This window comes from Streptomyces sp. HP-A2021, assembly GCF_022807935.1.
GTDB lineage: Bacteria > Actinomycetota > Actinomycetes > Streptomycetales > Streptomycetaceae > Streptomyces > Streptomyces afghaniensis.
Map to the genome: position 1 here is coordinate 2,541,999 of NZ_CP094344.1, position 22,236 is coordinate 2,564,234.

General features: G+C 72.6%; 15 protein-coding genes. 4 read left to right on the forward strand and 11 right to left on the reverse strand.

From position 1 onward, the window contains the following. Positions 1-105: 105 nt before the first annotated feature. Positions 106-1,728: an AMP-binding protein gene (locus MQE23_RS11590; protein WP_020274523.1), complete on the forward strand. Its 1,623-nt coding sequence runs from the start codon at positions 106-108 to the stop codon at positions 1,726-1,728. Between the two features lie 15 nt (positions 1,729-1,743). Next, the gene (locus MQE23_RS11595; RefSeq protein ID WP_243379098.1) at positions 1,744-2,571 is read left to right on the forward strand and encodes a PaaX family transcriptional regulator C-terminal domain-containing protein; all 828 of its coding nucleotides are present in this window, start codon (positions 1,744-1,746) and stop codon (positions 2,569-2,571) included. Here MQE23_RS11595 and MQE23_RS11600 read toward each other — a convergent pair. Continuing rightward, positions 2,555-4,906 (reverse strand): bifunctional salicylyl-CoA 5-hydroxylase/oxidoreductase, encoded by a 2,352-nt coding sequence (locus MQE23_RS11600; RefSeq protein WP_243379099.1) that lies wholly within the window; start codon positions 4,904-4,906, stop codon positions 2,555-2,557. The genes MQE23_RS11595 and MQE23_RS11600 overlap by 17 nt on opposite strands. Beyond that, positions 4,891-5,718 (reverse strand): enoyl-CoA hydratase family protein, encoded by an 828-nt coding sequence (locus MQE23_RS11605; RefSeq protein ID WP_020274519.1) that lies wholly within the window; start codon positions 5,716-5,718, stop codon positions 4,891-4,893. The genes MQE23_RS11600 and MQE23_RS11605 overlap by 16 nt, the downstream gene beginning before the upstream one ends. A gap of 307 nt (positions 5,719-6,025) precedes the next feature. Between MQE23_RS11605 and MQE23_RS11610 the strand changes: the two genes are divergently transcribed. Further along, positions 6,026-6,493, forward strand: coding sequence for an ATP-binding protein (locus tag MQE23_RS11610; protein ID WP_020274518.1), 468 nt, complete (start codon positions 6,026-6,028; stop codon positions 6,491-6,493). 6 nt (positions 6,494-6,499) lie between these two features. Here the strand turns inward: MQE23_RS11610 and argF are convergent, their stop codons facing one another. The 6 genes from argF to MQE23_RS11640 all read right to left on the reverse strand — a co-directional run bounded on the left by argF (position 6,500) and on the right by MQE23_RS11640 (position 13,293). Then, positions 6,500-7,507, reverse strand: coding sequence for an ornithine carbamoyltransferase (gene argF, locus MQE23_RS11615; RefSeq protein ID WP_020274517.1), 1,008 nt, complete (start codon positions 7,505-7,507; stop codon positions 6,500-6,502). 91 nt (positions 7,508-7,598) lie between these two features. Next, a complete protein-coding gene (locus MQE23_RS11620) occupies positions 7,599-8,822 on the reverse strand; it encodes an arginine deiminase (RefSeq protein WP_020274516.1) in 1,224 nt (407 codons plus the stop codon). A 98-nt stretch (positions 8,823-8,920) separates the two neighbouring features. Next, entirely contained in the window at positions 8,921-10,627 is a 1,707-nt protein-coding gene (locus MQE23_RS11625; RefSeq protein ID WP_243379101.1) for an HEXXH motif domain-containing protein, read from the reverse strand. A gap of 89 nt (positions 10,628-10,716) precedes the next feature. Then, on the reverse strand, positions 10,717-10,950 hold the full coding sequence (locus MQE23_RS11630) for a hypothetical protein (RefSeq protein ID WP_243379102.1): 234 nt from the start codon (positions 10,948-10,950) through the stop codon (positions 10,717-10,719). Positions 10,951-11,056: 106 nt separating this feature from the next. Beyond that, positions 11,057-12,163 carry a caspase family protein gene (locus tag MQE23_RS11635; RefSeq protein ID WP_020274514.1) on the reverse strand — a complete coding sequence of 369 codons (1,107 nt, stop codon included), beginning with the start codon at positions 12,161-12,163 and terminating at the stop codon, positions 11,057-11,059. Continuing rightward, entirely contained in the window at positions 12,160-13,293 is a 1,134-nt protein-coding gene (locus MQE23_RS11640) for an alpha/beta fold hydrolase (RefSeq protein WP_347710129.1), read from the reverse strand. Before MQE23_RS11640 ends, MQE23_RS11635 begins: the two co-directional genes overlap by 4 nt. A 184-nt stretch (positions 13,294-13,477) precedes the next feature. On the opposite strand from MQE23_RS11640, the gene MQE23_RS11645 reads away from it, so the two are divergent. Further along, the gene (locus tag MQE23_RS11645) at positions 13,478-14,839 is read left to right on the forward strand and encodes a cation:proton antiporter (protein ID WP_243379105.1); all 1,362 of its coding nucleotides are present in this window, start codon (positions 13,478-13,480) and stop codon (positions 14,837-14,839) included. A gap of 45 nt (positions 14,840-14,884) precedes the next feature. Here the strand turns inward: MQE23_RS11645 and fxsT are convergent, their stop codons facing one another. From fxsT to MQE23_RS11660, 3 genes are read right to left on the reverse strand one after another with little or no spacing between them, the layout of a single operon-like run. Further along, positions 14,885-19,444 (reverse strand): FxSxx-COOH system tetratricopeptide repeat protein, encoded by a 4,560-nt coding sequence (fxsT, locus tag MQE23_RS11650; RefSeq protein ID WP_243379106.1) that lies wholly within the window; start codon positions 19,442-19,444, stop codon positions 14,885-14,887. After that, the gene (locus tag MQE23_RS11655) at positions 19,445-20,542 is read right to left on the reverse strand and encodes a MoxR family ATPase (protein WP_243379108.1); all 1,098 of its coding nucleotides are present in this window, start codon (positions 20,540-20,542) and stop codon (positions 19,445-19,447) included. Further along, a complete protein-coding gene (locus tag MQE23_RS11660) occupies positions 20,539-22,089 on the reverse strand; it encodes a hypothetical protein (protein WP_020273195.1) in 1,551 nt (516 codons plus the stop codon). Before MQE23_RS11660 ends, MQE23_RS11655 begins: the two co-directional genes overlap by 4 nt. Positions 22,090-22,236 lie beyond the last annotated feature (147 nt).

Here is a 22,236-nt window from a genome sequence, read left to right on the forward strand (position 1 = left end):
CTGCCTCCCGGCCGGGCCACTCCGAGGCTATCGCGGACCGTTGACTGTCGTCACCAACACGATACGCTCCTGGAGCGAGCCCACCACGCCAAGGGGGCGAATCGTATGAATCCACGGGGTACGGCCCACGTCGACACCTTCGCCCGTGACCATCTGCCACCCCCGGACCATTGGCCCGAGCTCCGTTTCGACCTGCCGGAGCTGCGCTACCCCGAACGGCTCAACTGTGCCGCCGAACTGCTCAGCGGCCCGCCCGGCGACCGCCCGGCCTTCCTCACCCAGGCCGCACAACCGTGGACGTACGCCGATCTGCGCGCCCGCGTCGACCGCATCGCACACCTGCTCACCGGCGAACTCGGCGTCGTCCCCGGGAACCGCGTGCTGCTGCGCGGCCCCACCACACCGTGGCTCGCGGCCTGCTGGCTGGCGGTGCTGAAGGCGGGTGCCGTCGCGGTCACCGTCCTCGCCCAGCAGCGCCCGCACGAGCTGAGCACGATGTGCGAGATCGCCCGGGTCCGGCACGCGCTGTGCGACATCCGGGCCGTCGACGACCTCGCCAAGGCCGAGATCCCGGACCTGCGGATCACGGCCTACGGCGGTGACGCCCCGGACGACCTCCTCAACCGCCCGGCGCCCGGCACACCGTACGAGGCCGTCGACACGGCGGCCGACGACGTCGCCCTGATCGCCTTCACCTCCGGCACCACCGGCCGCCCCAAGGGCTGCATGCACTTCCACCGGGACGTCCTGGCCATCGCCGACACCTTCTCCCGGCACGTGCTGCGCCCGCGCGCCGACGACGTGTTCACGGGCAGCCCCCCGCTCGGCTTCACCTTCGGCCTCGGCGGGCTGGTGGTCTTCCCGCTGCGGGCCGGGGCGAGTGCCCTGCTGCTCGAACAGGCCGGTCCGAAGCAACTGCTGCCGGCCATCGCCCGGCACCGCGTGTCCGTGCTGTTCACGGCCCCTACGGCGTACCGCGCGATGCTCGACGAGCTCGACGGGCACGACGTCTCGTCCCTGCGCCGCTGCGTCTCGGCCGGCGAGAACCTGCCGGCGGCCACCTGGAAGGCCTGGCACGAACGCACCGGCGTGCGCGTCATCAACGGCATCGGCGCCACCGAGCTGCTGCACATCTTCATCTCCGCCGCCGACGAGCGGATCCGGCCCGGCACGACGGGCGTTCCCGTGCCGGGGTGGCACGCGCGCGTGCAGGACGAGAACGGCGAGCCGGTGCCCGACGGGGAGCCGGGACTGCTCGCGGTGCGCGGACCGGTCGGCTGCCGCTACCTCGCCGACCCGCGGCAGCGGGAGTACGTACGCGGCGGCTGGAACATCACCGGCGACACCTACGTCCGCGAACCCGACGGCTACTTCCGGTACGTCGCCCGCGCCGACGACATGATCATCTCGGCCGGGTACAACATCGCCGGACCGGAGGTCGAGGACGCGCTGCTGCGGCACCCGGACGTGGTGGAGGCGGCGGTCGTGGGCCGGCCGGACGAGGCACGCGGGCAGGTCGTGGTGGCGTTCGCGGTCCTCAAGGAAGGCGCCGACCGGGACGCCGAGGCGCTGCGCGCCTTCATGACGAGCGAGCTGGCGCCGTACAAGTGCCCGCGCGAGATCGTCTTCCTGGACGCGCTGCCGCGCACGGCCACCGGCAAGCTCCAGCGGTTCCGGCTGCGCACGGCAGGGTTCCCGGACGGCGGCACCGAAGCCGACCGGGAGTGACCCGTACGACCTAAGATGATCAACGTGTCCGACCAGCATGCACCACGGTCTCTCATCGTCACGCTCTACGGCGCGTACGGCCGCTTCGCGACGGGTCCCGTGCCCGTCGCCGAGCTGATCCGGCTGCTCGCCGCGGTCGGCGTCGACGCCCCGTCCGTGCGCTCCTCGGTGTCGCGGCTGAAGAGACGCGGACTGCTCGTGCCCGCCCGCACCGCCCAGGGCGCGGCGGGCTACGAACTGTCCCCGGATGCCCGCCAGTTGCTCGACGACGGCGACAGACGCATCTACGCCACGGCGCCGCCCGAGGACGAGGGCTGGGTGCTCGCCGTGTTCTCCGTGCCGGAGTCGGAGCGGCAGAAGCGGCACGTGCTGCGCTCCCGGCTGGCCGGCCTCGGTTTCGGCACGGCCGCGCCGGGCGTGTGGATCGCGCCCGCTCGGCTGTACGAGGAGACCCGGCACACCCTCCAGCGGCTGCGGCTGGACGCGTACGTCGACTTCTTCCGCGGTGACCACCTCGGCTTCGCCCCGACCGCGGAGGCCGTGGCCCGCTGGTGGGACCTGGCCGCCATCGCCAAGGAGCACGAGGCGTTCCTCGACCGCCACGCGCGCGTGCTGCAGGACTGGGAGAAGCGCGAGGACACCCCGCCGGAGGAGGCCTACCGCGACTACCTCCTCGCCCTGGACTCCTGGCGCCACCTCCCCTACACCGACCCCGGCCTGCCGTCCGAGCTGCTCCCCCGGGACTGGCCGGGCACCCGCTCGTCGGCGGTGTTCCAGGGCCTGCACGAGCGGCTGCGGGACGCGGGCGCCGAGTTCGTGGGGCGGCTCAGCGTCCCAGAGTGAGGCGCGGCTTGGGCGCGTCCGTGCGGCCCGTCTGGGGGCGGCGGCTGCCCGCGCGGTACGGGGCCGGCCAGACGGCGCCGGGGCCCGTGTAGCCCTGTTCGGCCGCCGCGTGCAGCGTCCAGTGCGGGTCGTAGAGGTGGGGGCGGGCCAGGGCGCACAGGTCCGTACGGCCCGCCAGGATCAGGGAGTTGACGTCGTCCCAGGAGGAGATCGCGCCGACCGCGATCACCGGGATGCCGGTGGTGTGGCGGATCCGGTCCGCGAACGGCGTCTGGTACGACCGCCCGAACTCGGGCCGCTCGTCCGCCACGACCTGCCCCGTCGACACGTCGATCGCGTCGGCGCCGTGCGCGGCGAAGGCCCGGGCGATCTCGACGGCGTCCTCGGCTGTGGTCCCGCCCTCGGCCCAGTCGGTGGCGGAGATGCGTACGGTCATGGGCCGCTCCCCCGGCCAGACGTTGCGTACGGCGTCGAAGACCTCCAGCGGGAAACGGAGCCGCTTCTCCAGCGGACCGCCGTAGGCGTCGGTGCGGTGGTTGGTCAGTGGGGAGAGGAAGCCCGAGAGCAGGTAACCGTGGGCGCAGTGCAGTTCGAGCAGGTCGAAGCCGGCCCGGGCGGCGCGGCAGGCGGCGGCCGCGAACTGCTCGCGGATGTCGGTGAGCTGGGCGCGGGACAGCTCGCGCGGAGTCTGGCTGAACCGCTTGTACGGGAGCGCCGAGGCGGCCACGAGCGGCCAGTTGCCCTCCTGAAGCGGCTCGTCCATGCCCTCCCACATCAGCTTCGTGGAGCCCTTGCGGCCGCTGTGGCCGAGCTGCACCCCGATCGCGGTGCCGGGCGCCCGGTCGTGCACGAAGTTCGTGATCCGCCGCCAGGCCTCGGCCTGCCGGCCGGTGTAGAGGCCGGCGCAGCCGGGTGTGATCCTGCCCTCCTCGCTGACACACACCATCTCGGTCATCACCAGACCGGCCCCGCCCATCGCCCGCGCGCCCAGATGGACGAGGTGGAAGTCGCCGGGGACGCCGTCGACCGCCGAGTACATGTCCATGGGCGAGACGACGACCCGGTTGCGCAGGGTCAGGCCGCGCAGCCGGAACGGGGTGAACATCGGGGGCGTGCCGGGCGGGCAGCCGAACTCCCGCTCCACCGACTCCGTGAAGCGCGCGTCGCGCAGCCGCAGGTTGTCATGGGTGACGCGGCGGCTGCGGGTGAGCAGGTTGAAGGCGAACTGCCGGGGTGGCTGGTCCAGGTACAGGGCGAGGTTCTCGAACCACTCCAGGCTGGCCCGGGCCGCGCGCTGCGTGGAGGCGACGACGGGCCGCCGTTCCGCCTCGTACGCGGTCAGGGCCTCGTCCAGGGTGTCGTGTTCCTCCAGGCAGGCGGCGAGGGCCAGGGCGTCCTCGACGGCGAGCTTGGTGCCGGAGCCGATGGAGAAGTGGGCGGTGTGGGCGGCGTCGCCGAGGAGGACGACGTTGCCGTGCGACCAGCGGTCGTTGACGACCGTGCGGAACGTCGTCCAGGTGGAGTTGTTCGACTTCAGGGGGCGGCCGCGGAGTGCCTCGGCGAAGATCTTGGCGCAGCGTTCGATCGACTCGGCCTCGCCGAGTTCGTCGAAGCCGGCCGCGTGCCAGACCTCTTCGCGCATCTCGATGATCACGGTGGAGGCGTCCGGCGCGTAGGGGTAGCCGTGGAGCTGCATCACGCCGTGTTCGGTCTCGGCGATCTCGAAGCGGAAGGAGTCGAAGGGGAAGTCGGCGGCGAGCCAGATGTAGCGGCAGCGGTGGGTGGTGACGTGAGGGCGGAAGACGTCCGCGTAGGCCTCGCGGGTGGCGCTGTGGATGCCGTCCGCGGCGATGACCAGGTCGTGGGTCTGCGGGAGGTCTTCCGGGGCCTCGGTGTGGAAGCGGAGGTCGACACCGAGTTCGCGGCAGCGGGTGTGGAGGATGTCGAGGAGGCGTTGGCGGCCGAGGGCGGCGAATCCGTGGCCGCCGGAGGTGTGGCGGGTGTTGCGGTGGACGATGTCGATGTCGTCCCAGCGGATGAAGTCCCTCTGGAGGGCCTCGTGGACCTGGGGGTCTGCGTGTTCTATGCCGCCGAGGGTTTCGTCGGAGAGGACCACGCCGAAGCCGAAGGTGTCGTCGGGGGCGTTTCGTTCCCAGACGGTGATGTCGCGGGTGGGATCCAGGCGTTTGAGGAGGGCGGCGGCGTAGAGGCCGCCGGGGCCTCCGCCGATGATCGCCACGCGTAGGGGGTGGCTGGTGTTTTCGTGCGGGTGCGTTGTGGCTTGTCGCGCAGTTCCCCGCGCCCCTTCGGGTACATCCACTACCGTCCACTCCATTTCGGAGGGCGCTTCTCCGTGAACGCCGCGTGGAACTCCGCGTAGTCCTCGCCTGTCATGAGGAGGGCCTGGGTCGAGGCGTCCAGTTCCACCGATGCCGCCAGGGGCATGTCCAGCTCGGCCGTCAGCAAGGCCTTGGTCTGGGCGTAGGCCAGGGCCGGACCGTCCGCCAAGCGGCGGGCCAGTTGCTGTGCTGCCTCGTCCGTATGCCCCTCCTCCGTCAGTTCGCTGATCAGGCCGATGCGCTCCGCCTCGGGGGCGCGGACCGGGTCGCCCAGCATCAACAGGCGGGTGGCGTGGCCGAGGCCCACGACCCTGGGCAGGAGGTAGGCCGCGCCCATGTCGCCGCCGGAGAGGCCGACGCGGGTGAAGAGGAAGGCGAAACGGGCCGTGGGGTCGGCCACGCGGAAGTCGGCGGCCAGGGCGAGCACCGCCCCGGCGCCGGCCGCCACGCCCTGTACCGCCGCGATCACGGGGAAGGGGCACTCCCGGATGGCGCGGACCACCTGGCCGGTCATCCGGTTGAAGTCGAGGAGCTGTGCGGTGTCCATGGACAGCGTGGCGCCGATGATCTCGTCGACGTCGCCGCCGGAGCAGAAGCCGCGGCCCTCGCCTGCCAGCACCAGGGCCCGTACGGACCGCTCCCGGGACAGCTCCGCGAGCAGGTCGCGCAGGTCGGCGTAGGCGCCGAAGGTGAGCGCGTTGAGTTTCTCGGGGCGGGCCAGGGTGACGGTGGCGACGCCGTCGGTGAGGTCGACGCGCAGGTGCTCCCAGCTCGGGGTGCGGGCGGCGGAGCCGGTGAAGGGACTCATGACGTGCGGCCTCCTCGGGCGGGCACTGCCTCACTGAGCTCTACCCCACGAAGTTATCACTCATCCGTGACTGTCGTCATGAGTGCGCGATAGGCCGTCCGGGTAGGACTTCACGGGGAGCCGGGCGTGAACCGGGCCGGTCACATCCGTCACAGATCGTCCACATCGGCGTAACGGCGGGAGCAGCTGTGCGCGGCACCGCGTTCACCTGGGTAAGCCGTGCGGCAAGGGGGCCGCAGGCCCCCGACAGTGCCCCTCGGACGTCTCGGAAGAGTGGCGCCGTACCATTCATCAGGTTGAAAGCAGGATGTCCTGCTCCATGAACGGACCCGCCTTGTACGAACTCCCCTCAGCCCCCGCCTCCTGGCGCGTCGCGCTGCCGCACACCGCCGCGGCGGTGCCCGTGGCCCGCGCCCTGGTCCGTACGGCGCTGGCCGAGCTGGAGCACGGGGCCGACTGCGACACCGCGGAGCTGCTCACGGCGGAGCTGGTGGCGAACGCCGTGGAGCACACCACCGGTGAGACGCCGATAGAGCTGGTGGTGGAGCTGATGCCGTCGGGCTGCCAGGTCGAGGTGCACGACACCGACCCGCAGCCGCCCGGCGATCTGACGTGTCCGTCCGGCGCGATGCCCGACCCCTGGCAGGAGCACGGGCGCGGGCTGCTGCTGATCCGCACACTGAGTTCCTCGTGCGGGCACCGTCCGACCGAGTCGGGCAAGGCCGTGTGGTTCCGGCTGCCCGTGGTGCCGGCTCAGCGGCGGCCGTCGGCCTGACTCGGTTCAGCCGAGTGTCGCGACCAGCACCGCCTTGATGGTGTGCAGACGGTTCTCCGCCTCGTCGAAGACCACGGAGTGCGCCGACTCGAAGACCTCGTCCGACACCTCCAGGTACTCCAGGCCGTGGGCCGCGTGGATCTCCTGGCCGACCTTGGTGCCGAGGTCGTGGAAGGCGGGCAGGCAGTGCAGGAACTTCACGTCCGGGTTGCCGGTGGCGCGCAGGACGTCCATGGTCACGGCGTACGGGGCGAGGGCGGTGATGCGCTCGGCCCAGACCTCCTTGGGCTCACCCATGGAGACCCAGACGTCGGTGGCGACGAAGTCGGCGCCGCGGACACCCTCGTCCAGGGTCTCGGTGAGGGTGATGCGGGCGCCGCTGGTCTCGGCGAGGGCGCGGGCCCGGTCGACGACCTCCTCGGCCGGCCAGTAGTCCTTCGGGGCGACGAGACGCACGTCCATGCCGAGCAGGGCGCCGGTGACCAGGTAGGAGTTGCCCATGTTGAAGCGGGCGTCGCCGAGGTAGGCGAAGGTCGTCCCGGTCAGCGGCTTGGCGCAGTGCTCGGTCATGGTGAGCACGTCGGCGAGCATCTGGGTGGGGTGCCAGTCGTCGGTGAGCCCGTTGTAGACCGGCACACCGGCGTGCGCGGCCAGCTCCTCCACCTTCTGCTGGCTGTCGCCCCGGTACTCGATCCCGTCGTACATCCGGCCCAGCACCCGCGCGGTGTCCCGGACCGACTCCTTGTGACCGATCTGCGAGCCGGACGGGTCGAGGTACGTCGTCGAGGCGCCCTGGTCGGCGGCCGCGACCTCGAAGGCGCAGCGGGTGCGGGTGGAGGTCTTCTCGAAGATCAGCGCGATGTTCCGGCCCCGCAGGTACTGCGTCTCGGTCCCTGCCTTCTTGGCGGCCTTCAGCTCGGCGGCCAGCTCGACCAGACCGCGGAACTCCTCCTCGGTGAAGTCCAGCTCCTTGAGGAAGTGGCGGCCGGCGAGGGCGGTCGGGACTGTCGCCATGGGGCGCTCCAGGGATACGGCGTACGGGGACGGACAGGACTTCTGGAATACTATACGAAACTCAGCATGGCTATACGTCGACGTCGGGTGCCTACACGGGCTCCCGTTCGACCGGGCAGCTCATGCACCGCGGGCCGCCCCTCCCCCGCCCCAGCTCGCTGCCCGGGATCTCTATCACTTCGATGCCCTGTTTGCGCAGGTGGGTGTTGGTGGTGGCGTTCCGCTCGTAGGCGACCACGACGCCGGGTTCGACGGCCAGGACGTTGCAGCCGTCGTCCCACTGCTCGCGTTCGGCCGCGTGCACGTCCTGGGTGGCGGTCAGCACCCGGATCTCGTTCAGGCCCAGCGCGGCGGCGATCGCGCGGTGCATGTGCTCCGGCGGATGGTCGGTGACCTTGAGTTCCTTCTCGCCGACGCCCGGTTCGATGGTGTACGAGCGGAGCATGCCGAGCCCCGCGTACTGGGTGAAGGTGTCGCCGTCGACCATCGTCATCACGGTGTCGAGGTGCATGAAGGCCCGCCGCTTGGGCATGTCGAGGGCCACGATCGTCTCGGCGGAACCGGCGGCGAAGAGCTTGTGCGCGAGCATCTCGACGGCCTGGGGCGTGGTGCGCTCGCTCATGCCGATGAGCACCGCCCCGTTGCCGATGACCAGGACGTCCCCGCCCTCGATGGTGGACGGGTAGTCGGCCTGTCCCTCGGACCAGAGGTGGAAGGTCTCGTCGCGGAACAGCGGGTGGTGCCGGTAGATCGCCTCGAAGTGCACGGTCTCGCGCTGCCGGGCGGGCCAGCGCATCGCGTTGATGGAGACGCCGTCGTAGATCCACGCGGAGGTGTCGCGGGTGAAGAGGTGGTTGGGCAGCGGGTCCAGCAGGAAGTCGTCCAGCTCCATGACGTGGAAGCGCACGGAGGTCGGCTCCGGGTGCACGTCGAGGAACTCGCGCTTGGTCATGCCGCCGACCAGGAGCTCGGCCAGCTCCGCCGCGGGCAGGTTCTCGAAGGCGGCTCTCAGATGGTCGGTGGCGAGCGGGCCGTACTCCTTCTCGTCGAAGACCCGGTCCAGGACGAGGTCCCTGGCCGCCGGGACCTGGAGGGCCTCGGCCAGCAGGTCACCGAAGAGGTGGACGGTGACGCCCCGGTCGCGCAGCACGTCGGCGAACCCGTCGTGCTCGGCGCGGGCCCTGCGTACCCACAGCACGTCGTCGAAGAGCAGCGAGGTCTTGTTGCTGGGGGTGAGCCTTTTGAGCTCGAGATCGGGCCGGTGCAGGATGACGCGGCGCAGCCGCCCGGCCTCGGAGTGGACGTGGTAAGCCATGCCTCCATCCTGACCATCCGAGCGCCTGTTGACGCGCTGCTCGCGTGTTTCGGCGAACTCTTGTTTGCGTCTGCCTGACGACAAACAGCCCCGGCCGGTCAGCCGCTGGGCAGCGGCTGGAGCAGCTCCGGCCGGGCCAGCATGCGCCGCGTCGCCCGGCCCGGTTCGAGCACGGCCCGGGCGACGATCCAGCCGGCCAGGGCGTGCGGCTCGGCAGGGTCGGCGGCCAGCTGTCCGGCGTACCGGGCGAGCGCGGCGGCCGCGTCCCCGGCGGCCAGGTGCTCGTCGGCGGTGTGCGGGGCGGCGGGGCGGTCGGCGAAGGCGTGCGTGCGCACGTCCGGCCAGGAGGTGCGGTCGGGGCGGAAGCGGGGGCCGTCCGGCGGTGTCTCCACCACGGGGTCGACGTTGCGCAGCCGCCACTCGGTGCGGTGCAGCGCGGCGGCCGTACGGGCGCGGGTGAGGGCGGCGTGCGGGACCGGTTCGCGCAGCCAGCCGTCGAGCGTGCCGGCGAGGCCCGACACGAGGGCGCGGCCCTGCGGGGTGAGACGGCCTTCCGCCAGTAGGGTGCGCACGACGAGACGGCTCTGCAGCCGGCGCAGCGCGAAGTGGTACCCGGCCGTGTCGGCCGCCCGGTCGTCCCGCGCCCCGGCCAGGCGGTCCCGCCAGAAGCCCGTGACACCGGTGAAGGCGTACGCGCCGTGCAGCAGGCCGGTCAGATGCCGCGGGTCGGGCCGCCAGGGGGCGTAGTAGCGCTCCTCGCGGTCGTCGTCGAGCAGCGGGAAGAGGTGCAGGAGGGCGGCGAGCTTGCTGTGCTGGAACTCGTGCACCAGCGTCTCGGCCAGGGCCACGGCCGAGGAGGGGCGGGCGATCACCATGGCCCCGAAGGAGTCACCGCTGGAGGCGGAGACCAGGACCGTGGGCGGGGCGGGCGGCAGGGTGCCGGTACGTCCCCAGGGCACGACGGCCCGGATCGACCCCGGGTCGAACCGGCCGGGCCCGTCGCCGCCCGGCTCGGCGAGCAGGGCGACGGCCTCCTCGAACAGCCGCTGCCACGCGTCGGCCTCGTCGGCGTCGAGCCGTGCGGGCGGGAGGGGGTCGTCCAGGTCGCGGTAGGGGTCCAGGTCGTCGAGCGGGACGGCGAGCGGGCCGGCGGGGGTGCGGTGGGTGAGGGTGCGCAGCGGAAGCCAGGCACCCGGGCCGGGGGTGTCCGCGGCGGGTACCGGCAAGGGTCGCGTCGCCGGGCGGACCGTCACCGACACGGTGCCGCCGCCCCGGCCCGGCCCGGACACCGTCAGCTCGCCCCCGCCCGTACGGGCGCGGCCGACCGTCCGTCCGCCTTCGGCGCCGGGAAGCCGGGCCAGTCCCAGCCCCGGCAGCGGCAGTCCGCCGTCGGTGAGGGACACCCTGAGGTCCGCCCGCGTACCGGCGTGTACGGACGCCGCGAGGGCCAGGGCGCACAGGTGTCCCGCCTCCGCCCACAGCGGCGGGCCCGACGCCGTGCCGTGCAGCCGGCGCAGCAGGTGGGCGATCCAGCCGCCGGTCGCCGGGGCGAGCAGCAGCCGGTCGACCGGCCCGGGCGCCGCCGCGGCGGCCTCCTTGAGGACGGCCCAGGCCTCGGCGGCCGGGCTCAGCGGCGTACGCAGCGTGCCGAGCCGGTCCAGCAGGGTCCGCAGGAGCAGCAGCCGCCGCGCCCGCTCGGCCCGTTCGAGGAAGGCGACGGCCTCCGGGGAGCCGCCTCCCGCGGCCAGTTCCGCGAAGGTCCGCTCGGGCATGCGGAACGGGGCGGAGCGCGGCTCGCTGGGCATGCGGGACCTCCGGTCGCGGGTGCGGGCGTACAGGGCCCCGGCGGGCACACGGCATGCTCGTCAGGGGTCTGCCGTGCGGCAGGATGCGGCTATTCGGCCCTCGCACCCCCCGGACCGTCGTTTCCACCTCTGATACTGCTGCGGGCGCGCAGCACCTCCCCGAGCAGCCGGGCGGAGGGGCGCAGCGGTGCGACACCGTCCAGAGCGGTCAGGGGCAGCCCCGCCAGGTCGGCAAGATCCGACTCCCAGACGTCGGTACCAGCGGCGGTGGCCGGCTCAGGAACGGCGGCTTCGGCGTGGCACAGAGCGGGCGGCTGGTCCAAGATGCTCCCCCTTCTCGCACGGTGGCACGCGATGCCCCGTGCCCGTGTCCATGTCCATCATGGCCATTCCTGCCCGGGTCGAAAACCGTACGATCACGCCACCCGATCATTTCTGATCGCGCGGGCGTCCTACGGAGTCCGCGAACTCCCTTAGGGCAGACCCTAGTTCGTCCTTGAGGTCCGGATCGTCGTCGAGCGCGACGACGGCGTCGTACAGCTCCCACAGCCTCTCCGGTCGGCCCCGGGCCAGCCTGTTGAGGATGCCGACGACATCCGTGCGGGCCCTGCTGTGACGAGGCAGCGTCGCAGTGACACGCGGGTCCAGCGTGCCTATCACCGCCTGCCGTTCGACGGGATCCCCCATCGCCGGATAGGCGAGCAGGGCGTCGACGGCTCGCTGCAACGGTGAAGCCGGGCGCGCCCCGGCACCCGCCCGAGCGGGCGTCACGATGTCGGTGCGCTCGGGGCTCTGGAGCCGAATCTCCGGATACTGGAGAGTACGTCCCGCTTCCCTGAGGGCCGCGATACGCGCCCTTACGGCCGGAAACAGTCCCTCCGGATCGGGCAGGGCGGGCAGGACGGCCGTCTCCTCGGCCAGGAGCCCGAGCAGGATCTCGGAGAACAGCCCCGTACCGCGCTCGGGGTCGTTGGCGGCGACCCGTCCGCGCCCGGCCGCCCGCAGCAGCGTCTGCCGATGGGCGAGGTTGCGCCGCCCCACCGGAAGGGCGGCCGACGGCAGTCGCTCCCGGAAGGCGAGGTCCTCCTCGAAGGTCTCGCAGGCGTCCACGATCCACAGCTGCTCACCGAAGGCCGGTACGGCGTCCCCCGCGAACCGGTCGAGCGCGGAGTCCAGATCGATGCCCAGCTTGTCGGCGGTACTGGCGTCGGCACAGAACAACCGCAGGTGCCCGGCCAGGTCGAGAACGCCGTGCCCGCCCCACCACACCCACAGGACGTCGCCCTGGACCAGGGGCAGTTCCCGGACGAGGACGCGGCGCAGGGTGGCATGGTCGGCGGGTTGCCACGGAACGTCCGGGACGTAGGACGGCAGCGGGGCGAGGTGGAGCCGGAGCTGCTCGTCCGGCACCCCGGCCGCCCGGAGCAGCCGGTGGAAGGCCACGGCGTCCCGGGCCGGCCCGGGCAGGTCCCAGCCGGGTCCGGCGTCGTACCGCTCGACACCCACGATCAGCGCGTGCACCCGGGCGGGATTCACGGCAGCCGGTCCACGATGTGCCGGTAGACCTCGGGGTTCGTCCAATAGGCGCTGTGCGAGGCCGGGAAGGGCTGGCGGCTGTCGACCGGGACGTCCGTGACACGGCCCGGGAACAGGCCCGCGCCGAGGTAGGAGAGCAGGTCGCGGTGGTCGTACAGGTTCAGCCAGTCGGGCATGTGCGGCGGGAGCGGGGCGGGGGGTTCGAGGGAGGGCAGGGATCCGGACTCGTACAGGAACGGCCCTTGGGAGCCCGCCGTCACCAGGAGCCGGACCTGCGGCAGCGGCGCGGAGACCAGGGTGTCCAGGGCGATGATCCCGCCCAGGCTGTGGCCGACGAGGGTCACCGGCGGCTCCAGGCCCGCGACCAGGTCGCGCAGGCCGGTGCGGGCGGCCTCGCCCCGGCTGAGGTACCGCAGGATGTCACCGGCGGCCGGATGGGCGGCCTCGGTGAGGGCGCGCCTGCGGCGCACGGCGGCACGGGATGCCGCCGAACCCGCGACCCGCAGCACCAGGGAGCGCACCCCGCGTTCCGTGCCCCGGGGCTGTGCACCAAGAAGTGCGGCGAGCCGGTCGGCGACCGTGTCACGCATGTCGCCGACCGGCACGAGCGGGGCGTCGGAGTCCAGGGCGTCGGCGACGACCCGGGCGGTCAGGCTGCGGGCGGCGAGGATCGCCAGGTCGTCGGGAGCGAGGGCTCCGGCGGCGGGACCGAGGAGGGGGTGAGCCGCCAGGTCCGTGGCGGCGCGGGCCAGGCCCGCCCCCAGCTCGGCTGCGGGCGCGTCCCCTTGGGCGGCCAGGGCGGCGAGGCGCGCCCGGATCACGTGATCGGGCGGCAGGGAACCGGGCGCCCTCTCGGTGACCTGCGGAGCACCGGCCGCGGCGAGGGCGAGTTCGGCGTACGGGTCGGCGTAGAGGGCGGCCCAGGCGGCGGCCGCCTCGTCTTCGGGGGACCGCTCGGCCGGTCCCCGGGACGTACCGCCCGGCTCCGCCGGCAGACTGGCACCGCCGGCGGCGAGCGTGGCGCCGTGCGCGCCTCCCCAGTAGTAGGGCACGATGCGAAGTCCCTCGCGCAGGGCGGTCAGCCCGGCCGCCACGCGCCCCGCAAGCTTCGAGAAGCCTGGTTCGCGCACCCCTGTTCCATGAATGAAGACGACTGTCGCCATGTGCCCCCCGTGACACCCGCGCAGAGTTGTGTACGACTGCCGATACGCCGTCAAGTTACCAGTAACATAAGGAGGTTGGGGTCGAGCAGACAGGCGACGACCCCACCCACGGCCCGATCGAGGCCACGACAACTGGACACAGGGGGACGCAGTGGGCGCTGAAGCGGTGGTCACGCATTTCCTGTTCGCCTCGGCCCTGATCCTGGCGATCGGCCACGGCGCCGGCTGGGTGGCACAGCGTCTGAAGCAGCCGTACATCGTGGGCCAGTTGACGGCGGGTATCGCCCTCGGTCCCTCGCTGCTCGGCAGCACGGCGCCGGATGCCTACACGCTGCTGTTCCCCCAGGAGATCGGCATCGCGCTGAACGGGCTCGCGCAGTTCGCCCTGGTGGTCTTCCTGTTCGCGGTGGGATACGAGCTGGATCTGAAGATCCTGGGCGACCGGGCGCGTACGGCGGTGACGGTGGCGCTGGCGGCGTTCGTGGTGCCGATGGTCGTGGGAAGCGGCTGCGCGCTGCTGTTCCGGGAGCAGCTGCGGGCCCTGGACATGCCCGTGCTCACGGTCGGCATGGTGCTGTTCGCCGGTGTCGCCCTGTCGATAACGGCCGTACCGGTGCTGACGGCCATCGTGCGGGAGAACGGTCTGGCCGACACGGTGCCGGGAGTCCTCGCGGTGTCCGCCGCGGGGCTGCTCGACGTGATCGGCTGGACGGTGCTGGCCGGGACGATGCTGGACGGCGACGGCGGGGAGCACGCGCTGGGCTGGCAGTGGCGGGCGGCCGTCGCGGCCGGTTTCGCCGTGCTGATGCTGGTGGCGGCCCGGCCGGTGCTGCGCAGGCTGCTGTGGCGGACCCGCATGGAGCCGTCCCTGCGGCTGGCGCTGCTGATCGGCTTCGCCTGCGCGTCGGCGTCCGTGACGGCGTACCTCGGGCTGCACGCCATCTGCGGCGCCCTGCTCGCGGGGATCGTCTGCCCGCGTCAGGACGACGGCACGCTCGACCCGGACCTGCTGCGGCCCCTGCACGTCGTCAGCTCGCTCCTGGTGCCCTACTTCTTCGTCTTCTCCGGGCAGTCCGTCACCCTCGACACCATGAACGCCACCGGGTGGATCACGCTGCTGGTGGTGACGGTGCTGGCGGTCACCACGAAGGTCGGCAGTGGCGTGGTGGCGGCCCGCATGGGAGGACTGGACCGGGACGACGCACGGACCGTAGGTGTTCTGCTGAGCGCCCGCGGCCTCACGGAGCTGATCGCCCTCAACGCCGGTCTCCAGGCGGGCCTGGTGAGCAAACCCCTCTACACGGTGCTGGTCTTCATGGCCCTCGCCACGACACTGCTGACCCAGCCCCTGCTGATCCTGGTCCGCCGGCTGTCGGACCACGAGCCGACCCGCGTCCCGGGCCGGGCCGAGAGCGTGACCGTCCTGCCGCTCCAGGACCGCCTCACCGACGCCCCGGTGCCCCCGCAGCCCTCGGACGGCACGCCCACCACGCCGGTGGCGGACGCGGGCTGACCTGCCCGGGGTGGCACACGGGCGCCACCCCGGCCGCACCGGCCGCTACATCGGCATCGGAGCCAAGTCGCACTCGATGCGCCGGCGCTGGCGGGCCGCGACGAGCCAGGGGTGATCGGCGCGGACCACCCGTCCGAAGCCCTCCACGGCCTTGCGCTGCAACTCGTCCGCCTCCTCCCCGCGGCCGAGGCCCCGCAGGTCCAGCGCGAGGTTCGCCATGACGGACAGCGTCAGGGGGTGCTCCTCCCCCGCGACTTCGACGAGCACCGGCAGATTGGCCTCGTCGATCTCGCGCGCCCGCTCGAAGTCGAGTCGGGCGTACGCCGTGTTGGCCTGGCCGATGGTGACGGTCAGGGCGGTGACGTGACGGGGTCCCACCGACTCGGCCAGTCTGCGGGCCGCGTCGTCCTCCTGCTCCTGCGCGGCGTCGATCGCCCCCAGCGCCCGCAGGGTGGCGGCCAGGTTGGCCCTGGCCAGCAGGGTGTACGCGTGGTTCTCGCCGAGGCGCTGCTGGAACCGCCGTACCGTGACCTCCGCGAGCTGCCGGGAACCCTCGAAGTCGCCGGCGAGCCGCAGATCGACGAAGACGTTGGTCGCGGTCGACATCGAGTCGAAGTGGTCGGGCCCGTAGCGGGCGACGAAGCGCCGCAGGGTCTCCTCGGCGAGCTTGGCGGCCTCGGCCAGTGCCCCGTCGCGGCGCCGGCACACGGCGAGGTTGCGGGCGATGCGCAGGGTGAGCGGATGCTCGTCGCCGAGTGCGCTGCGGGCCCGGCGGTAGGCGTCCTCCTGGAAGTCGCGGGCGCCGGGGTAGTCGCCGCTCTCGCGCATGTCGATGGAGAGGGCGTTGAGGGTGTTGAGGGCGAAGAAGCTGGCCGGGCCGAACAGCAGCTCGCGCTGCCGGGCGTTCTCCTGGTCCAGCGGCAGTGCCTCCCGGAACCGGCCGCACAGCCGCAGGGCGACGCCGTACGTGTGGGTGGCGCGCAGCGTGGCCGGGTCGTCGGCGCCGAACAGGGACCGGGCCAACTCGGTGGCCTCCTCGGTCAGTTGCCGTGCCTCGTCGAACCTGCCCTGGTAGTTGCGGGCGTCGGCCATCTCGCACAGGGAGTCGATCAGGTCCTCGTGGTAGCCCTCCAGGCGGCGGGAGACCTCCAGCGCCTTCTCGGTGAGCGGGATGGACTCGGGGACCTGGCCGATCTGGCGCAGCAGGAACGCGAAGGTCTTCGTCATGCGCAGGACGTGCACGTCCTCCTCGCCGGAGGCGGCGAGCCAGGCGCTCCAGGCCTGGCGGGCGAAGTCGGCGGCGCCTTCGTGGTCGCCCCAGAAGTACAGGAACCAGACGGTGTCGTAGACGAGGTCGCGCACATAGGTGTCGGAGCTGGTCACCGCCTGCGAGGTGAGGATGTGCGGGAGCAGCGCCTGGTAGGCGCGCCACTCCAGCGACGAGCCGTAGGGGCCGGGCTTGGCGGCCGAGAGCAGCTGGTGGGCGGCGTCACGCATCCGCGCGCGCTGTTCGCGGCTCAGCTTGGCCAGGAGCACGGTCTGGAGCAGACGGTGCATCTGGAGGGTGTCCGACCGCGGGTCGACCTTGACCAGGGAGAACTGGCTGAGGTCACGGACGGCGCGGTTCAGTTTGATCGACTCGCGCAGCAGGGGGTCGATCTCGGGCGTGATGCTGACGCCCCGGCTGCCGCGCAGCATGGACCGCGGGATGGGCTCGGGCGCCATGCTGGCGCAGATGTCGAGCAGTTGCCGGGCGCCGGGGTTGTTCTCCTTGATGCGCTCCAGCGAGATGTCCCAGGCGGCCGCGACGGAGACCGGGTAGTCGGGGTTCGGGTCGAGTTCGAGGATCTCCGGGCTGCGCTGGGCCAGCAGGTCGAGGTACTCGTCGACCTGCATGCCCGTGACGGCCCGCCAGGAGCCCGCCTGCTCCACCGCGAGCGGCAGGTCGCCCAGGGCCTCGGCGAGCCGGTCGGCGTCCTCGGCGGTCAGGTCGGGGGAACGCTTCTGGAGCAGTTCGATCGACTCCTGCCGCTCGAAGACGTTCACCGGCAGCGGTGTGGCCACCCTTTCCCAGGCGCGGTTCCGGGAGGTGACGATGACCTTCCCGGGGCCGTTGGTGGGGAAGTAGGCGCGTACCGCCTCGACGTCCTCGGCGTTGTCGAAGACGAGCAGCCAGTTGTCGTACGGGGCTCCCGTGCGCAGCGCTTCGAGCACGGCGGGCACGGCGGTGTTGGCCGCGGGGGCGCCCAGGCTGTCCTGACCGGTCGGAGCGACGCCCAGCTGGGCCGCGAGCTGGGCGAGGGCGGCCAGGATGAGGCTCTCGCGTTCGGCGGGGATCCAGCAGATCACCTTGTAGTCGTGCTGGTGGGTGTAGATGTACTCCAGCGCCAGCTGGGACTTTCCGACCCCGCCCAGCCCGTGCAGCGCATGCGGCAGCACCGCCGCCGTGTCCTGCGCCCCCAGCTGTTCCTCCACGGCCCCCAGCAGCGCCTGCCGGCCGACGAACGAGGTGTTCCGCAGAGGCACGTTCACCAGGAGGGCGGGCGATTCGGTTGCGGTGGTCGGCATGGGGGGCTCAGCCTCCGAGGGATCTTGTGGGGTGGCGTCGGTTACCAGGGGTGGCACGGGAGGTTCTCCAGCTTCGTTGGGGCCGTTCGACGGTGGCAGACTTCCCGTTCCGTCGGACAATTCCCCAGGAGCCGCGCGGTTCACCTCAGAGGGTGTAGCACCGGACATTCCCGGACTCACTCCATCGGCGGTACCGGGCCCGCGGGCCCTGGAGAGTCCGGGCTCGATACGGCGGGCCCGCTCGGAGTACGGCCCCGAGAGCGCCCGCATCACGGCGAGCTCGCTCCGCGTCCAGCTCCGCTCGGACGGGTCGGGCAGCGTGGCGCCCATCGGATCGCGCAGGGCGGCGCGCAGCGCGACACCCCGGGCGCCCGCGGCGGGCAGTTCGCCCACCACGCTGACGGTGTGGGCGAGTTGGCTGCGGGTGGTGGTGGCGAGCAGTTCCTCGCGGACACCGTCGGCGAACTCGGGGTGCCCCTCGCCGCCGCTGTCCCAGTCGATCAGCCCGCCCATCAGGATCTCGGCGAGGTGGTCCGGGCCGGTCTCCGGCATGGTGCGCCGCCGCAGCTGTTCCACGAGGTCGAACTCGAAGGGAATGGCGGCGAGTTGGGTGGCGAGCCGGCGCGCTGCCGGGGTGGCGAGCGTGAAGAAGCGGCGCACGGCGGCCTTCGCGGCGCGCGGGAAGCGGGGGGCGCGCAGGCCGGGCGCGGGCGACCCCTTGGTGAGGGTGCCGGCCAGGACGACCGGCAGGCCGCGGCGCACTCCGCGCTCCCCGGTGACGAGGTCGGCCCAGGCGGCGAGGGAACCGGGCTTCAGGGAGAGCACCGGCACGGGCACGGAGCCGTCGCCCGCCTCGGGCAGCGGTCGCAGGGGGTCGGGGCCGCCGGGCGGCGCCCAGTGTTCGAGGCCGTCGTTGGCGGAGCCGAATCCGCCGGCCTCCAGGACGGCCGGGTAGGGGTAGAGCGAGGTGCGGTGACGCAGATGCGGCGACAGCAGATGCACCAGGGCCGTGGGGCCTGCGTGGGCGAGCCGGCCGAGCAGGTCGTCGGCGGCGGGCGAGGCCCACCCGTGGGCGAGTCCGTCGGTGACCACGAGGAAGATGCGGTCGCCACGCCCGTCGAGGAGTTCGGCGGGGTCGGCGGCCGCCCGGGCGGCGGCCCAGCGCAGGGTGGCTGTCCCGGTGCGCGGCACGTTCACCCGGACCGTGCGCACGGCCCGGAAGGCGCCGCTGTGCTCGGCGGCCTGGGCGAGACGGGCGGTGGACTCCTCCCAGATCCGCAGGGTGGGCGCGTCGTCGACGAGCAGGACCAGGTCGAAGGCCGCCGTACGGGCGGGACGCAGGAAGGGCATCCACATGCCGTCCACGACTCCCTGCTCGGCGGTGGTCTCTTCGTCGAGCTCCAGGGTGTCCCGCGAGGGCACGCGGCGGGCCAGCTGGTGCAGCGCGCGGGCGAACCGGGCGGTCGTGCGCCCCGGGGCCTGCCGCGGGCGGTCGTCGGCGGGCAGCAGCGGCTGCCCGAGACGCAGGGTGAAGCGGCCCTCGGCGTCGGGTAACAGGCGGGCCGCGGAGCCCGCTTCTCCGGGCTGCGGGGCGGTGATCCGCGGCTGCAGCCGGTCGCCGGGGTCCTCGGGAGGTGCCGGGGTGGCGGGCGTGTCGGGCTGCTGCGGGGGGCGTACGGAGTCGGGGGCGGTGCCGGCCGGGCGGGCCTCGTCGGCCGGAGGTGTCTCCGGCTGGTCCGCGTCCTCCGTTTCCCGTCGGCGTACGGGAGGCCGAGCCAGGGGCGCGGCAGCCCGGTCCGGCAGGGGCTCGGGGCCGGAGGTGCCCGGGCCGCCGTGGCGGCTCCAGTACGCGGCGAGCCAGACGGCGTCGGCGACGTCCTGCCAGCGTGGGGCGGGCTGATCCAGGGCGGCGGGGACCGGCACTCCGTGCTCTGCCGCCTCGTCGGCGGATTCGGCGAACACCGAAGGAGGCGACGACCCCGAAACGGGAAATCCGTCGCCGGGCCCGGATGCGTGCTCCCTGGGATAGCCCTTCATTCAGCGGCCCTTCGCGAGGTCGCGTAGGAGCATTTCCACGAGCTTACGCCCGTCACCATCGGCCTGGAAACCACCCGCGGTAGTCATCTGGACAGCGTTCAGTAGCTGGTCCAGTGAGTGGGTGCCGCCGGCCTGGACGCGCTGGACGAACAGGTCGACCAGGTCTTCCGTGCCCTGCGGGCGGGTTCCGAGGTGCCCTTCGACCATGGCCAGGAGTTGCTCCCGGGTGGGCGTGCGCATCTCCAGCGGCAGACAGCGCCGGCGGAAGGCCGCGGGGAATTCGCGTTCTCCGTTGCTGGTGATCACCACGACCGGGAACTCCCGGCACTCGACCCGCCCGCCGCGCACCTCGGCGCGGCCCCCCGGGTCGCTGGTGTGGACGCACGCGGTGTCCGCGGCGTCGCGCACCAGCTCGGGGACGTCATAGCTTCCGTTCTCCAGGACGTGCAACAGGTCGTTCGGCAGGTCGATGTCGCTCTTGTCGAGTTCGTCGACGAGAAGCACACGGGGACGATCGTAGGGCAGCAGGGCGGTCCCCAGGGGGCCCAAGGTGATGAAGTCCCCCAGAACTGGGGGAAGTTGACGAGGTTTTTGAGTAAGCACGGTGTTGACGTCTTCGGCCGGCCCCGCGTCGACCGCCGGACCCGGGCCGTCCGCGGGACCCGGGCCGTCGGCCCGCCAGGCGGCGATGGCCTGGGCGCGGCCCATGGCGTCATGGGCATAGAGGCCGTCCCGCAGGGTCGTGCGGCTGACGATGTTCCACTCCAGGACCCGCCCGAGGCCGAGCTCACGCGAGATCAGATAGGCGAGGGTGGACTTGCCGACGCCGGGCGGGCCGGTGATCAGCAGGGGCCGGCGCAGCAGCAGCGCGGCGTTGACGATGTCGATCTCTTCCTCGCCCAGCTGCGGGGTGACGTCGCCGGGGCCCAGGCGGCGGAGCGCGGCCTGCGGGTCGGCCGGGGGCACGGGGCACGGCGGACCGCCTCCGAACCGGCGCCAGGGCGGCGGTTCGGGCAGTGCGGGCGGGACGGCGGGGGCACTGCCCGTGCCGTGGAAGAGCCGCCAGCCGTTCGGAACCGTCTGCTCCTGCGGGCTCATGCCGATGCCTCCTCGCTGGCGAGATCGCCTGGGTCGGTGGGCTGAACATCCACGGGACGCGTTGGATCGTCCCAGAAAAAGCCGATATGTCTACCCAGCAGTTCGCCGGGGCCTCGCCCTTCGCTCTCGGCGTTCCTGCGCAGGAGGTGAACGGCGACCGGGATCCTCGCCGGCGTGGGCGCCGCGGCGAACAGGGCGGTCACCACCTCGCGGCGCTCCTCACGGAAGACACCTCTGCGGTCCCAGATCGCGAGTCCTATCCCCTCCGCTATGGCGGCCTTGAGGGCCTCCAGGGCCAGGACGTCGGCCGGCGCGTCGAGCACCACCGCCGTATGTCTGGGTTCCCCGGCGAGACCGGCCTGCCACTCGCCGAGCCGGCCGCCGTCCGGTTCGCGCCAGCCGTGCACCAGGACGCCGTGTTCGCGCAGGGTGTGCCAGCGCTCCCGCCACTGGTCCAGGACCAGGGCGTCGTCCGTGCGCATCCGCTCCAGACTGCGCAGGTGCACCCCGTATTTCAGGCTGAGCGGCAGCGGCTGCCCGTCACCGATCCGGAAGGTCAGGCCCGCCACATCGTGGTTGAGAAGGTCATACGGAAGGACGAACTCGATGTACGGCGGCGGCTGCCTGCGTCCACTCGGATCGGGGTCGCGGGGCGCCGCCCAGAGGCGGGCGCCCTGGCGTAACGCGCGCTGGACGGCCGTGCCGAGCTCGTCGAGGGTGGTCGTGGCGGGTTCGCCGGGCTGGGGGTTCCAGCGGCCGGGGACGGTGTTGAGCCAGGGCCGGACGACGATCTCGCCGGTACCGTCCCGTGCGGGTTCGACGGCGACGACCAGGCAGCGCGGGATGTCCGGATCGCTCACCACCGCGCCGCGCGCCCGCCGCCGTTCCTCCAGGGCGCCGGTCAGGCCGTGCTGCCCGGTCCAGTCGTTCACCCAGCCGGACAGGGCGGTGCTGTGCTCCGCAGTGGCCGCGAGCCGGGCTGCGTGGTCGACCAGGAGGACCGCGGGGGGCAGTCCGTCCGGCTGCACGTTCCAGTCCAGGACATGGGCGAGGAGCTGTTCCGGGGCGAGTCCGGTGGGCAGGTCGAGGCCGTTGAGGTCCTCGACCAGGGCGTCACGCAGCCGGGCCGCGGGGAGTTCGCCCAGGGCGAGGAGGGAGCGGGCCCGGGTCGTTTCACCGCGGGAGAGGGGGCCCTGGAGGGCGGGCGGTCGTGCGGGCGCGAGCCACTGATCGAGCAGCAGGTCGAGTTCGTCGCCCGCCAGGTCTCCTTCGAGGATCCGGACCACTTCGACCAGTACGCGCTCGCCGCCCGGCACGTTCAGCGCGGCGCGCACCAGCAGCACCACGTCCTCGCGCAGCTTGACCCCGCGCAGGTCGATCTGACGGCCCAGCAGATCGCCCAGCACGACCCCGAAGTGCAGCCGCCCCTGCGCGTCCTCCATGCAGCCCAGACCGCACAGGGCGTTGGTCATCCGTAACAGCAGCCGTAAGCCGTCCGCGCGCCCCGAGTCGCCCTCGGGTTCGCCGAACCCCGCGTGTGTCTCCACCGACTTTCCCCCTGAGCCGGTACACCTGCCTGACCGACCAGCGAAGTTAGCACGGCAACCAGCGGTTAACCAGGGACGAATGGGATCAGAAGGACGACGTCCGGCCAGGATCGTCCCAGGCGGGACAGACCTGGCCGGATGTGAGCG

Excerpts from the sequence above, each read along its gene's own strand:
- MQE23_RS11600 (WP_243379099.1), bottom strand. The coding sequence starts at position 4,906 with ATGGAGTGGACGGTAGTGGATGTACCCGAAGGGGCGCGGGGAACTGCG.
- MQE23_RS11595 (WP_243379098.1), top strand. The coding sequence starts at position 1,744 with ATGATCAACGTGTCCGACCAGCATGCACCACGGTCTCTCATCGTCACG.
- MQE23_RS11620 (WP_020274516.1), bottom strand. The coding sequence starts at position 8,822 with ATGGCTTACCACGTCCACTCCGAGGCCGGGCGGCTGCGCCGCGTCATC.
- MQE23_RS11610 (WP_020274518.1), top strand. The coding sequence starts at position 6,026 with ATGTCCTGCTCCATGAACGGACCCGCCTTGTACGAACTCCCCTCAGCC.
- MQE23_RS11625 (WP_243379101.1), bottom strand. The coding sequence starts at position 10,627 with ATGCCCAGCGAGCCGCGCTCCGCCCCGTTCCGCATGCCCGAGCGGACC.
- MQE23_RS11605 (WP_020274519.1), bottom strand. The coding sequence starts at position 5,718 with ATGAGTCCCTTCACCGGCTCCGCCGCCCGCACCCCGAGCTGGGAGCAC.
- MQE23_RS11590 (WP_020274523.1), top strand. The coding sequence starts at position 106 with ATGAATCCACGGGGTACGGCCCACGTCGACACCTTCGCCCGTGACCAT.
- fxsT (WP_243379106.1), bottom strand. The coding sequence starts at position 19,444 with ATGAAGGGCTATCCCAGGGAGCACGCATCCGGGCCCGGCGACGGATTT.
- MQE23_RS11655 (WP_243379108.1), bottom strand. The coding sequence starts at position 20,542 with ATGAGCCCGCAGGAGCAGACGGTTCCGAACGGCTGGCGGCTCTTCCAC.
- argF (WP_020274517.1), bottom strand. The coding sequence starts at position 7,507 with ATGGCGACAGTCCCGACCGCCCTCGCCGGCCGCCACTTCCTCAAGGAG.